Annotated in this window: 9 protein-coding genes; 6 read left to right on the top strand and 3 right to left on the bottom strand. The window is 59.2% G+C overall.

The window, feature by feature from the left end; all coding sequences use genetic code 11:
• Window positions 1-765 precede the first annotated feature (765 nt).
• The 3 genes from ACSOSP_RS08945 to ACSOSP_RS08935 all read left to right on the top strand — a co-directional run bounded on the left by ACSOSP_RS08945 (window position 766) and on the right by ACSOSP_RS08935 (window position 8,098).
• Complete coding sequence (locus ACSOSP_RS08945) at window positions 766-2,985, top strand: hypothetical protein (protein ID WP_455310901.1); 2,220 nt, start codon at window positions 766-768, stop codon at window positions 2,983-2,985.
• 1,093 nt (window positions 2,986-4,078) lie between these two features.
• Window positions 4,079-5,572 (top strand): oligosaccharide flippase family protein, encoded by a 1,494-nt coding sequence (locus ACSOSP_RS08940; RefSeq protein WP_455310684.1) that lies wholly within the window; start codon window positions 4,079-4,081, stop codon window positions 5,570-5,572.
• A 15-nt stretch (window positions 5,573-5,587) separates the two neighbouring features.
• A complete protein-coding gene (locus tag ACSOSP_RS08935; protein WP_455310683.1) occupies window positions 5,588-8,098 on the top strand; it encodes a glycosyltransferase family 4 protein in 2,511 nt (836 codons plus the stop codon).
• Here the strand turns inward: ACSOSP_RS08935 and ACSOSP_RS08930 are convergent, their stop codons facing one another.
• Together ACSOSP_RS08930 and ACSOSP_RS08925 are read right to left on the bottom strand one after the other, a co-directional pair.
• Entirely contained in the window at window positions 8,099-8,551 is a 453-nt protein-coding gene (locus tag ACSOSP_RS08930; protein WP_455310681.1) for an aconitase X swivel domain-containing protein, read from the bottom strand. It lies immediately after the preceding gene.
• Window positions 8,529-9,791: an aconitase X gene (locus ACSOSP_RS08925; RefSeq protein ID WP_455310680.1), complete on the bottom strand. Its 1,263-nt coding sequence runs from the start codon at window positions 9,789-9,791 to the stop codon at window positions 8,529-8,531. The genes ACSOSP_RS08930 and ACSOSP_RS08925 overlap by 23 nt, the downstream gene beginning before the upstream one ends.
• On the opposite strand from ACSOSP_RS08925, the gene ACSOSP_RS08920 reads away from it, so the two are divergent.
• Window positions 9,790-9,951: a hypothetical protein gene (locus tag ACSOSP_RS08920; RefSeq protein ID WP_455310678.1), complete on the top strand. Its 162-nt coding sequence runs from the start codon at window positions 9,790-9,792 to the stop codon at window positions 9,949-9,951. The two genes, ACSOSP_RS08925 and ACSOSP_RS08920, sit on opposite strands and share 2 nt — an antisense overlap.
• 83 nt (window positions 9,952-10,034) lie before the next feature.
• Here ACSOSP_RS08920 and ACSOSP_RS08915 read toward each other — a convergent pair whose 3' ends face one another.
• Window positions 10,035-11,213, bottom strand: a complete 1,179-nt coding sequence (locus ACSOSP_RS08915; RefSeq protein ID WP_455310677.1) for an acyltransferase family protein — start codon at window positions 11,211-11,213, stop codon at window positions 10,035-10,037.
• Between the two features lie 304 nt (window positions 11,214-11,517).
• Here ACSOSP_RS08915 and ACSOSP_RS08910 point away from each other — a divergent pair, with 304 nt between their 5' ends.
• Together ACSOSP_RS08910 and galU are read left to right on the top strand one after the other, a co-directional pair.
• The gene (locus ACSOSP_RS08910; protein ID WP_455310676.1) at window positions 11,518-11,661 is read left to right on the top strand and encodes a hypothetical protein; all 144 of its coding nucleotides are present in this window, start codon (window positions 11,518-11,520) and stop codon (window positions 11,659-11,661) included.
• Between the two features lie 293 nt (window positions 11,662-11,954).
• Window positions 11,955-12,887, top strand: a complete 933-nt coding sequence (galU, locus tag ACSOSP_RS08905; RefSeq protein ID WP_455310674.1) for a UTP--glucose-1-phosphate uridylyltransferase GalU — start codon at window positions 11,955-11,957, stop codon at window positions 12,885-12,887.
• Window positions 12,888-12,934 lie beyond the last annotated feature (47 nt).

The raw sequence follows: 12,934 nt of genomic DNA, 5'->3' as shown, positions 1-12,934 counted from the left end.
GAACGTGCAGTTCCGCCCTGTGCCCGTACTACGGCGCTTTTGAGCGTTTTGCGCCAGCCTTTTGCGCGTTGATTTGTTCGACAATTTTATCACGTAGCCCTTCCTCCAAGGGTGCGGAACACCCGGCGTGACCGGCGCTGGACGTGACGTATCGTCAATTAATCGATGAATGTCCATGCGCGATTGTCGGACATTGGGAATTCAGGTCTCGACCCCGAGCGTGGCGTGGCGAAGCGTATTGCGCGGACTGCGCGTGGATTTGGTCCGACAGCCGAACATTACGCTTTCCTTATTCTAAGAAAGAACAAACCGGAAAATATTCGATTGTCGAAGGTCACACGTTAAAAAGTATTTCCGGAAATGCCCACGGAGAGGCCGGCAAGGCGTTGGATTTATTACTTTTCGAAACATTTTTTTGAATGAAATAAGTCAGTGTGAAAGTCAATCGTCGCTCTGGCCGCGCGCTGACAAAGGCTCCGGCTTCTTATCGGCTGGTCATGCAGCGCGGGCAAGGCATTTAAAAGTCGTTTCTAACGGTAACTGATCGTATTTTGTGGCTTGTTCACCACTGGCAGTCCGGCGTCGCACCGCATTTATTTCAGATTTTTTTGCAATATTTGAACGGTACTCTTGGCTCAACCGAGTAACGGCCATGACGCCTCTACTGCGCCGTCGACCGATGGAGAGCAGAGCGGGCCGCTCTCAGACGGAGAAAACCTCTTGCATCGTTTTTCGCGCATTTCGTGTTTTTCGTGCTTTTCGTTTCTGGCATCACGTTTTCTGGTTGTTGGAGCCGTTGGAGCGCTCGGTCTGGCTGCGGTGGGTTCCGCGTATCCGGCGTCGCCCACGGTGCTGCAGGCGCGCACATCGTGGATTGGCAACACCTTTGGTTTCGGCGATGGCACGTGGACGCAGATCAACATTACTGCGATTGCCGTCAGGCCCGACGGCCGCGTGTACACCAATGCGCCTTGGGACGAAAGCGGCGCGGAAGTGAGCGTCTACAAGGACGGCAAGGTGCTTGGCACGGCCGGTGGCACGCATGGCTGGGGCAACTACGGCGGCAACGCGATCGCGCTTAACGGGCGCTATGCGTTTGTCGCGGTCGGGGTGGGCAACGAGCGCGGCAAGTTGTCGAAGGCGGGTGTGTGGCCGCCCAAGGGCACGCAGTGGTTTGGCGTGTCGCGCCGCGACATCGGCGACATGAAGCGCAGCGTGGCGTTCCAGGCGAACCTGGCCGCCGATAAAGACGGCCACGCGCAGCTCGCCGCTGCTTTCCTGATGATCAACGAGGCGCCGGAAGACAAGCGCGGCGCACCGAAGACGGACGATGTGAAGCAGGACGTGGGTGGCCTGGCGGCATCGGATGCGGTGTTGTACGTGGCGAATACCGCGATGGACCGCATCGAGGTGTACGACGCCGAGTCGATGCAGCAAAAGAGCAAATGGAACGCGACGCAGCCGGGGCGCCTGGCGCTCGCGAAGGACGGCACGTTGTGGGCGCTGGTCAATACGCGAGGCGGCCAGGCACGGCTCGCGCATTACACGCCGGCAGGCACGGTGATCGACGATGCCCCCGCGCTCGCGGCGGGCACCGACGCCGTGGATTTGACGATTGATGCACAGGGACGTTTGCTGATTGCTGACAACGGACCGCGTCAGCAAGTGTTGATCTTCACGCGCGATGGCGGCGCCGGCAAGTACCGCGAGACCGGTACGCTCGGCGAGCGCGGCGGCATTTTTGCGGGTGTCGCGGGGCAGCCTGGTCCGCAGCGTTTCAACGGGCTGACCGGCGTGGGAGTGGACGCGGCCGGGAACGTGTATGTATCGACGAACGGGATTGGCGTGCGGCAGGGCGCGACCGGCGCCGGACTCGGCGCGACGCTTGAGAGTTACGCGCCGGACGGCCGGCAGTTGTGGCAGGTGCAAGGATTGTTGTTCGTGGATGGTGCGTGGATGGATCCGGCGCGTCCGAACAGTGTGTACACCGGCAACAAGCGCTTTGAACTGGACTTGTCGAAACCTGTGGGGCAGGAGTGGAAGTACGTGGGTTTTTTGTCGGGGCGGTTCAAGTATCCCGAGGATCCCACCTTTAGTGTCGATGACTGGCCGGGGGAGCCGATTGCTCGCAAGGTGGATGGCCGCACTTTCTTGTATTTGACGGACATGTATTCGGATCACCTGAAGATTTATCGCTTTGATGCGAAGCGTGATGGAGAGCTGGCGATTCCTTCGGGTTACTTTGCGGGGCGTGAGCGTGGTGTGCAGAACATTCCGAATCATCCGCCGCGTGGTGATTGGATCTGGCGTGACGCCAACGGCAATGGCCGCTTTGAGACGAACGAATTCGATGTGAACAATGGAGTACTACCTAATCCTGGTGGATGGGGATGGTGGGTTGATACGAAGGGTGACATCTGGCACACGAGTGACACGAAGGGGATCAATCGCTTTCGATACGGTGGTGTGGACCGTGTGGGCAATCCGGTTTATGCGTATGCCAATGCGCAGAACTATGCGATGCCTGCGCCGTTCAACATGGTGAAGCGTGCGGTGTATGAGGCGGATACGGACACGATGTATTTGACTGGGTACACGGCAGATGACCCGTTTGATCGTGGGTATTGGAAGGAAGTGGGGCGACGGTTGGTGCGATATGACCATTGGTCGAAGGAGCCGGTGCAGCGATATTCGATTGAGTTGCCTTGGGACACGAAGAGCAAGCCTTTGGCTACGACGATTGGTGTGACGGTTGAGGGCAAGTATGTGTTCACGGTGGAACCGGTTGGGATGGTGCATGTGTATGAGAAGGAGTCGGGCCGTGAGGTTGGGGTGATCAAGCCGGGTCCGGAGGTGGGTGGTGCGTCGGGGTGGGTGGATGTGCCGAATGGCATTAGTGCGAGCCGGCAGGCGAATGGTGAGTATTTGGTGTTTGTTGAGGAAGATGCGCGGGGGAAAGTGATGATGTACAGGTGGCGGCCATAAGCCTGTTCGTTCGCACTTTTTGGGTTTTGGGTGACTGGACGGGGAGTGGTCGGTTGAGGGTTGATGCCAGGTTCGTGCGTTAGCGGTCTGAGTCATTGCCGGGTTGCTGCTTTCGGGGTTAGTGGTCTGCGTGAGTGAGCTCATTTCTTTATCACTATTAGCCACTGCGCGTGGCGGCGCGTCATTTCTTTGTCCAAAGCGACAAAGAAACGAAGCAAAGAAAGCGCTTTCAAAACGAGGGCTCGTAAGTTGACCTAGCGTGCAGTTTCCACGTTTTTGGCACCCCAAAAGCACGGTGCTCGCCAGAACCACGGATGTTTGAACCCCTCCTTCTCGCGAATTCTTACACGCACACGCTTCGCCCCGTACGCTCTCGGGCAAGCACGCTTGCCAAAGAACTCGCACCGCCTCACACGCATTTTTTGCCTCATGTCGTGATGTGTCGGTTGCGTGATCCGGATGGTTACTTACGTTGGTCACGCTCACGGCATCACGTGTATTGCTGCTTCATTTTTATGGATTGATTGCGCGGGCAGGGTGGTCATTTCGTTGGTTAAGCCTCGCATATTTTCGAGGCTTTGTTTCTTGGTGGGTTGGCTGTGTGGTTCGTGGTCCGTACAAATTTTTTGGATGGTTGTCCGCGGATAGCGCGGGGTGCACCTGTGGCAGGTTCAGTCACTGGTGGTGAAGCGTGTGGGTATCGGTGTTCGGAGAAGGAGGGTTTCAAACATCCGTCGCTCTTGCGAGCGCCGTGCTTTTGGGGTGCCAAAAACGCGAAAACTGCACGCTGGGTCAACTTATGAGCCCGCGTTTTGAAAGCGTTTTCTTTGCTTCGTTTCTTTGTCGCTTTGGACAAAGAAATGACGCGCCGCCACGCGCAGTGGCTAAAAGTGATGAAGAAATTAGCCAACTCATGCAGACCACTAACCTGGAAAGCAGCAACCCGGCACTGACTCCGACCGCTAACGCATGAACCTGGCAACCCGGCACTGACCCCGACCACTAACCCCGACCACTAACCCCAGAACCCGCCACCCCACCCACCGCCCCCAAACCCCCTCCCACCCAAACCCCTGAAGAACGAGTGCGAACGATGGAAAAATCGATGGTGAAGAACATGGCGATCAACTTCTCGGGACTGGTACTTCCTACCTTCGTCTCGTTGATCACTGTGCCCGCATACATCCATCTCGTCGGCGTCGAGCGCTACGGCGTGATCAGCCTCGTCTGGACCCTCATCGGCTACTTCGGCATTCTCGATCTCGGCATGGGCATGGCTGCTCAACACGCCATCTCAAAGGCCCACGCCGCCAACGACCCCGAAGCCCGTTCGCGCGTGTTCTGGAGCGCCATCTGGCTCAACCTCGGCACCGGCATCATCGGCGGCATCCTCATCTACTTCGGCGCATTCGCCTACACCGCCTACGTCGCACACTCATCCCCCGCCATGCAACGCGAGGTCTATCACGCCCTCCCATGGCTAGCGCTAGCCATCCCCATCGCCAACGTGTCATGGGTCTGCGCCGGCGCCATCAACGGCGTCGAACGCTTCGGCATCTACAACACCAATCAAACCATCGGCACGTTCCTGTTCCAGTTGCTGCCGCTCGCCGCGGCCTGGAAAATCGCACCGAACCTCCAAACCGTACTCGCCGCCGCCGTCGTCGCACGCGTGCTCGCCGTCATCCTGCTAGCGCGAGCGAGCATCAAGGTGCTCGACCTCAAACGCATCGAATGGCCGCAACTAGGCGTGGCCGGTGGCCTGTTCAAATTCGGCGGCTGGATGCTGGTCGCGACCATCTCCAGCATGATCACGGACTCGCTCGACCGCATCCTCCTGGGGGCAAATCTCGGCGCGCGTTTCGTCACGTACTACACCGTTCCGCAGAATCTCGTCACCCGCCTGAACATGCTGCCGAACTCACTCGTTCGCACCCTGTTCCCGCGCTTGTCCGCCGTCAAACGCGAACACGCCGACGCCATGGTCCAGCAGTCGCTCGAATTCCTCAACGGTGTCTTCACCCCCATCGCGCTCTTCGTCATGCTCGTGCTCGCGCCCTTCCTGCATCTCTGGGTCGGACAGGAAATCGCCATTGCGAGTGCACCTGTAGGCCGGATCCTGATCATCGGCGTGTGGCTCGTCGGACAGGCCAGCGTCACGCGCATCATGATCCAGTCGCAAATCAATCCCGCCACGGCAGCGCGTATCGGCGTGGTGCAACTGCCGTTCTTCGTCACCGCACTGTGGTTCGGCATCGCGCACTTCGGGCCTATCGGCGCGGCCAGCGTGGTCGTGCTGCGCTCGCTCGCCGACTATGGGTTGCTGCTGTGGATCTCACGTATCAACGCCCGGCCCATCGCCGTCGACATGCTCATGCACCTCGCGTTTCTTGTCGCGGGCCTCGGCGTGGCGTTTGTCATCGATCCAATCCAGTACCCGCTGCAATCAATCGCAGCGGCGTTCGTCATCGCAGGCCTCAATTGCTGCTGCTCCCTTCTCACGCGGCCCGCGTTGCGCTCCATGGCGCGCAGCTTCGTCCACGAGTTGAATGTGCGCCTGAAACGGCGCGTGAAATCCACGGTTTAAGGTGAGGAGAGACACATGAGACATGATCTCGATGAAGCGGTAATCGACACGGTGCGAGTGCCGCTCAACCCAGTCGGCCTGCTGCCGCCTGCCGTGCAGGACACGCCACTGCGACATCGTGCAAGAGTCGCGAAACGCGTGCCGCGGGTCGCGATCGTGCATGACTGGCTCGTCGCTTTCGCCGGCGCGGAGAAGGTGCTTGAACAGATCATCATGTGCTTTCCCGATGCCGATCTTTTCAGCGTCGTCGACTTCATGGAAGAGCGGTCGTGGATGCGTGGCAAGAAGGTCACCACTTCGTTCATCCAGAAACTGCCGCAAGCAAAAAAACGCTATCGCTCGTATCTGCCGCTGATGCCGCTCGCGATCGAACAGCTCGACGTGTCCGGCTATGACCTCGTGATTTCAAGCAGTCACGCGGTAGCGAAGGGCGTGCTGACAGGTCCTGATCAGATTCATATCAGCTACGTGCATTCACCCATTCGCTATGCATGGGATCTGCAGCATCAGTACTTGCAGCAATCGAATCTCACCGCTGGCGTGAAGTCGCTGCTCGCGCGTCTGGTGCTGCACTACATGCGCAACTGGGACAACCGTACGTCGAATTCAGTGGACCATTTCATCGCGAACTCGGCGTTCATCGCGCGACGGGTCAAGAAGGTCTATCACCGCGATTCGCATGTGATCTTTCCGCCCGTCGATGTCGAAGCGTTCCAGCTTTGCGAAGTGAAAGAGGACTTCTATCTGACGGCGTCGCGGATGGTGCCGTACAAGAAGATCGATTTGATCGTGGAAGCGTTCGCGAAGATGCCTGAGCGCAAGCTGATCGTGATCGGCGACGGCCCTGACATGCGCAAGATCCGCGACAAGGCGACGCCGAACATCGAGATCATGGGCTATCAGCCGTTCTCGGTGTTGCAGGACAAGATGCGGCGCGCGAAGGCGTTCGTCTTCGCGGCGGAAGAGGACTTCGGCATCTCGGTGGTCGAGGCGCAAGCGTGCGGTACGCCGGTGATCGCGTACAGCAAGGGCGGCGCGCTGGAGACCGTGCTGGATGGTTCGCACGCGCGCCCGACGGGCCTGTTCTTTGACGCACAGACGACCGCCTCGATCATCGATGCCGTGGAAGGTTTCGAACGCGGTGCGGTGAAGATCAATCCTGCGGATTGCCGTGCGAATGCCGAGCGTTTTTCGATCAAGCATTTCCGCGATGGCCTGCGCGCTTATGTGCAAAGCGTCGCGCCTCAATTCACGCTTGCACCGCCTGCCATGCCGCCCGTGCCCGTGGCCGACCCCGCAATCGCGGCCGCGGCTTCGCAACTGGACCGCGATCACGAAGAGGCCGATGCAATGCGCGTGCTCGCTGTCGATCAAAGCGGTGTGCTGGGCGGCGCGGAATTATCGTTGCTCGAGGTGATGAAGAACATGCGCGGCACCAACGAGACCGTGCTGTTCGACGACGGCCCGTTTCGCATCGCACTCGAAGCAGTCGGCATCAAAGTCGATGTGCTCGACGGCGCCGCGCTCGGTGGCTTGAGCAAGGACGGCGGGCTGAAGGGGCCGGGCAAGGGCATGATTGGCGGCGTGATGGGCCTCGTGCGCGGCACGCTGGAAAGATCGCGCAACGCGGATGTGATCTACGTGAACACGCAGCGCGCGATGGTGGTCGGCGCAATCGCCGGACTGATCTCGCGGCGGCCGGTCGTGTGGCATCTGCGCGATATCGTCAGCCCGGAGCATTTCGGCAAGACGCAGCTCACCATCATCAAGTGGTGCACGAAGCTGATGCTGGAACGCGTGATCGCGAATTCGACGGCGTCCGCCGCCGCGCTCACCGCGTTGACGCGGTTGAAAGAGGAACGGCTGGACGTGGTGTTCAACGGCATTTCCGCCGAGCCGTTCACTGAACTGGAGTCCGTTGCGCAGCACGAGTTGCGAGCGCGCTTCGGTCTGCCCCGGGACGCGTTTCTCGTCGGCTCGTTCAGCCGGCTCGCACGCTGGAAAGGGCAGCATATCCTGCTTGAGGCGCTCCTGGAGGCCCCGGAGATGCACGCCGTGCTGGTAGGGGCAGCGCTCTTCGGCGAGGACGCCTACGAGGCGGAATTGCGTGCCTACGTGCAGGAACATGGTCTCACCGATCGCGTGCATTTCCTCGGCTTCCAGCATGACATCGCGGCGTGCATGAAAGCCGTTGACGTGGTCACGCACACCTCCATCAGCCCGGAGCCGTTCGGGCGCGTGATCATTGAAGGCATGCTGGCGAAGCGGCCGGTCGTGGCGGCGCGTGCGGGCGGTGTGACGGACATTATCGAGGACCGCGAGAACGGCATCATGTGCACGCCCGGCGATGTCCGTGCGCTCGCGGGGGCGCTTGGCGAGTTGTCAGCCGATGCGGGTTTGCGCGACCGGCTGGTCGAGCGGGGTTACGCGAATGCGGTCAGCCGCTTCGGGACCAAACGGTACGTGGAAAGTGTCCAGAAGATTCTTTCCGATGTCGCCGGGAAGTCGCGGTTGAAACGGGCGTAGCTAAAGCGCGCGAAAACGTTCGATCTCAACCCGCGCTGTCTCTTCGCCGGCCCGCGCGTCTATCTGGATGACGCCGCCGGTCTTGGACAGCCGTTCGAAATCTTCGCTGCTGGCGAGAACGAGCGGGACCTGTGACGCATAGAGTTCGTTCGCGACGATCACGCCAATGGCAATGATCAGGTCGCGCTCGCATAACACAATGCCCGCAGGTCCGGTTTTGTTGCGTATGGCTTCGGCAAGCACACTGCTGCTCGAACTCGACCCCTTTGCTCGCGCCATCAGCAGGATCACGCCGGCAAGGCTCTGACCGAAGGCCGGATGCGATTGTTCGACAATGGTTCCGGCTTCGGCGTCGTACCCGCCCCAGAAACTCAGCGGTTCAATCAAGACGCCAGGCCCCCGCGCGAATCCGCTCGTAAGGGCCTCGGCTTTAAAGCTGGCTTGTGGATTCATCGAAGCAAACCTTTCCCGCGAAAGCGGAGCGCACACATTCGTTCATGCTTCCAAACGCCACCTGGACGCCGATATTCGCGGGCGCGTAATGGGCCCACTTGCCCGAGTTCGTCATGACCAGACCGCTCATCTTTTTCATGACGGGCGTGATGTAGGTGCAGGTATCGAGGACGATTTGTACGCCTCGTGACGCAAGGGCATCCGCTATGCCCGACGACTCGAGTTGCCACAACACGAACCGGCTGGTGTTCACATAGAAGTCGCATGCGAGCGGAGCGGAGCACGCTGCGAACAGCGCAGAGAGCTGCTCGAATTCTGCGACGGAAAAATGCGGCGTTCCAAGGCTGACGGCGACCAGTGCATCACCGGGCTTCGCATGATTAAGATGCCGGCGAACGTCGCGAAGCTCATTCAGCGAAACATCGATCACCTGAGCGGGCGGCTTGCCCTGAAACGCTGCGTCGAGCGTCGGCGCTTCCGGTGTGATGCCGATGCCATGAAAAAGCGCCACCGCGCCGCTCGAAGCCGCCGCTGCTCCGAGCGCCTTCAGCTCGTCCTCGGTAGTATCGGGCGGCAGACCATCGATGGCCGCAACGCTCGCGCCCGCGACTTTGCCAAGCACGAAGCCAAGCGCAGCGAAGAACACATCGCGGCCGGGAAGGGCGCTGAAATCGGCAACCCGGATCAGGATCCGGGCCGCCCGATTTTCAGTGACATGCAAGCCGGCGTAGGGCGCTCGGCCCGTGATCGCGGCGGCGAGATCGAGGAAGTCGCCGTATCGGCTGGTGCGGGCGCCCAGGACCGAATTCGCGAATACGATGGCGTTGGATTCCGCCCAGGCTATCTGGTCTCCAAGCTTGGGACGATGTTTGAGCTGATAAGGCGCGCAGGTGAAACTCGACTCGCATCCCAGTTCGATGTGGGCTTTCATGAGCCGTTCGGCGGCGCGCCGGGTGCTTTGCTCTCCGTGATACAGCTCGGGATGGATCAAGTCGAGAGAGCCGACATTCAGCGTCGTGGGCACGGCTACCCGCGTTTCACTCAGGACGAATCGTTCGACGAAATCGAGGCTTGCCGCTCCGTGATAAAGACAACCGTCTATATGCGCCGATGTGATATCGATCAACCTGTCAGCGCCCATGACGTTCGCCGTGCGCGTAACGATCCTCATGGCAAGCGCAACGCCGCTGCCCATGTCTGCGTTCAGCATTGCCGCGTCTCGCTCACTGAGCTGCAACATGATCGATTTCCTGGTGGACGGCAATTATCCTCCAAGCGGATTTGCCGTCGCTCAGTTTATCGTGGTTAAGAGCTGCTCTGGAAACCTGCTCAAACTCGTGCCGCATGCGGCAGGCACTCAGGCAGGCACTCAGGCAGAAAAAAACCGCCCTCATGACTGAGCGCGGTTTTTCACAGGAAGCCTGACCGAACGATCTTGCTGCGACGCGGGGCTTGTTCGTTCCGTTGTAAGCCGGCAATGACCCTAAGCGTTCGCCGACTGACGCCGCCTGAGGCTTGCCGACCAGTTCATCGCCGGACGCTCAACCAGCATATAGAACACGTAAGCCACGGTGACCGGCACAAGCATGAACGCGAACGACGCCCAGATGGTGGTTTGCAACGCCGAGTGGAACAGCACCGATCCGAGCAGGATAAGGATCGGAATATGCACGATATACAGTGAGAAGCTGAACTCGCCGAGCCACGAAAAACCTCTTACCGGCAACGAGTTGCGCATGGGTTTATCGAGTGCCTGGAACAGATACACCGCGAACGCGAGCGCCCAGAACTGGAACGCCAGGTATTGCCCGAACTTGAATGCGCCGCAGCCGGTCAATGCAATCACTACGGCCGCGATCTTCAACGTCATCGACCCGTTCGGCATCTTCCGTGCATCGGGCGCGGCTTTCGCTTCGGCGATCCACGCGCCGAGCGTCCATGAGAACCAGTACGAGGTGAACAACACGATCTCGTGGCGCTCGAATACGAACGCCGAAATCACGTTGACGATACCCACGCAAGCCAGCACCGCCTTCATGCCGATCCGCCGGCGCAATGCAATCAGCAACGGATACACAAGATAGAACTGAACTTCGAGCGACAGCGTCCACAACGCTCCGTTCGATCCGAACGTGCCGCCGGCCACGCCTTGCAGCGAGAGCAGGTTGACGATGAACAAATGCAGATTCGCTGTGCCAATCTTGGGGCTGACCGGCGTGAAGCCGAGGCTGAACGTGTCCAGCACATACGTCAGCACCAGGGCCGCCAGCAACACCGGATAGATCCGTGCAAAGCGGCGCATCAGGAAGTTGCCGGTATCGAAGGGCGCGGCGGGATTGGCTAGCAGCTTGCGTGCCGTCGCGCGATGAATGCAGTAGCCACTGATCACGAAAAAGATCGGTACACCGGCCGAGCCCCACGCAATCGGAAAGGTGAGATAGCTGAAAATAGTGTTGAGGTCGAATCCGGCCCCGCTTTTGTGGAATTGCTGTATGCCAATCCACGTGATTTGGCGGCAGTGAAAATAAGCGACCAATAACGCCGCGAAACCGCGCCATGCGTTGATGGCGACGTCGCGGTCGTCAATGCTGACAGCGGCTGCGCGTTCGAGTGGTAACTGCAGGGAAGAGCCGCCCGGATCGAGTAGGGACGAATCGCTCATTGAAGACCTCGTGTCCAGGTTGAATTAAGGCCGGAGACAGACACCCGGCCTCGTAGCGCCTTATCGGGCGTACTTCGCGGGCGTACTTCCCGGGCGTACTTCCAGCTAACCAAGTGGCATTAGGCAAGTGTCATATTAGTCCCGCAAATAATGGAAAAATATGCTTGGCGAATAACGCGTCATGCGGATGACGGGAAAAAAACGTCCACTCTCTGTTCGAAAAGGTAACGAATTTAATCAGCAATTATTTGTCGTTTTTTTTCTGCTAACTTCAGTTCAAACCATTCGAAAACGAGGACACGCCATGGACATGCACGCACTCGCCGGTATTGCTGTATTGCTGGTACTCGCCGCGGTTTCCGCTTATCGGGACGCGCTACGTAACGATCCAATGTCGAGACTGAGCGCATCGGGCGTTCGGTTTCCTCATTCGGACGACCTGGAATAAACGTTCAAGCAAGCGAACGTGCGGCAGACGCATTGAATATTTTTTCGGGCCACGGATTGTTCAGCCACGACCACGGAAGGTTCCCGCGCAGCGGCGCAGCAGGTCAGCGTTTCGCGTCGCAGCGCACGCGGTGAGCTTTCAATGCGGGCTCAAAACAAGCTATCACGCCGCGATGGATGCGTTCATCGAAAAAATTCGGGCAGACGCGAAGTAGCCGCGAAGTAGCCGTATTGGACACTGCACGAACGGGCGTTCGTGTATTAATTTGAAAGCATTTTTGGATAGCGCGCGCGATGCTGAAAGTCACCAAAGCCGTATTTCCCGTCGCCGGACTTGGCACTCGTTTTCTGCCCGCCACCAAGGCGAGTCCGAAGGAGATGCTGCCTGTCGTCGATAAGCCGCTGATTCAGTATGCGGTCGAAGAAGCCATAGCCGCCGGAATCACGGAAATGATTTTCGTGACGGGCCGAAGTAAGCGGGCCATTGAAGATCACTTCGACAAATCGTACGAGATCGAGGCGGAACTCGAAGCGCGCGGTAAGGAGGCGTTGCTTGAAGTCGTGCGCAACATCAAGCCGGCGAACGTGGACTGCTTTTACGTGCGCCAGCCGACTGCGCTCGGGCTGGGTCACGCGGTACTGTGCGCGGAGAAGTTGATCGGCGACAACCCGTTTGCCGTGATCCTTGCCGACGATTTGCTCCATAGCAAAGAGCCGGTCATGAAGCAATTAGTCGATGTCTTCAATCATTACCACAGCTCGGTGATTGGCGTGGAGCGCATCAACCGTGTCGATAGCGCCTCGTATGGCGTGATTGAAGGGCGCGAGTGGGAAGAGGACATCATCAAGCTCTCGGGGATCGTGGAGAAGCCGCAGCCGGCTTTGGCGCCATCGAATCTGGGTGTTGTGGGGCGCTACGTCTTCATGCCCGGCATTTTCTCTCATCTTCGAAATATGCGGCCGGGCAGTGGTGGCGAGATTCAGCTAACCGATGCTATTGCGTCGCTGTTGGCGGTGGAGCAGGTGCTGGCGTACCGGTACTACGGCACGCGTTTCGATTGCGGCAGCAAGCTCGGCTATTTGAAGGCGACGGTGCAACTCGCCTTGCAGCACCCGGAGGTGGGCGAAGGGTTCGAAGCGTATCTGCGTGAGTGCATGCCTGCGCTGCTTCCGGCATTGCTTGCCGAGCCTATCGCAGAACAGCCCGAACTGATCGAGCCCCTCTAGCGCGAAAGGGCTCTTGTAAAGCCAGCGTCCAACAACGCCGAGCTTGA

This window comes from Caballeronia sp. KNU42 (assembly GCF_053760385.1).
This window is presented reverse-complemented; position numbering and strand designations above follow the sequence as displayed.

What these genes read in the sequence shown, in the direction of transcription:
- galU (WP_455310674.1), top strand. Translation starts at nt 11,955, where the DNA reads ATGCTGAAAGTCACCAAAGCCGTATTTCCCGTCGCCGGACTTGGCACT.
- ACSOSP_RS08910 (WP_455310676.1), top strand. Translation starts at nt 11,518, where the DNA reads ATGGACATGCACGCACTCGCCGGTATTGCTGTATTGCTGGTACTCGCC.
- ACSOSP_RS08930 (WP_455310681.1), bottom strand. Translation starts at nt 8,551, where the DNA reads ATGAATCCACAAGCCAGCTTTAAAGCCGAGGCCCTTACGAGCGGATTC.
- ACSOSP_RS08920 (WP_455310678.1), top strand. Translation starts at nt 9,790, where the DNA reads ATGATCGATTTCCTGGTGGACGGCAATTATCCTCCAAGCGGATTTGCC.
- ACSOSP_RS08940 (WP_455310684.1), top strand. Translation starts at nt 4,079, where the DNA reads ATGGAAAAATCGATGGTGAAGAACATGGCGATCAACTTCTCGGGACTG.
- ACSOSP_RS08935 (WP_455310683.1), top strand. Translation starts at nt 5,588, where the DNA reads ATGAGACATGATCTCGATGAAGCGGTAATCGACACGGTGCGAGTGCCG.
- ACSOSP_RS08915 (WP_455310677.1), bottom strand. Translation starts at nt 11,213, where the DNA reads ATGAGCGATTCGTCCCTACTCGATCCGGGCGGCTCTTCCCTGCAGTTA.
- ACSOSP_RS08925 (WP_455310680.1), bottom strand. Translation starts at nt 9,791, where the DNA reads ATGTTGCAGCTCAGTGAGCGAGACGCGGCAATGCTGAACGCAGACATG.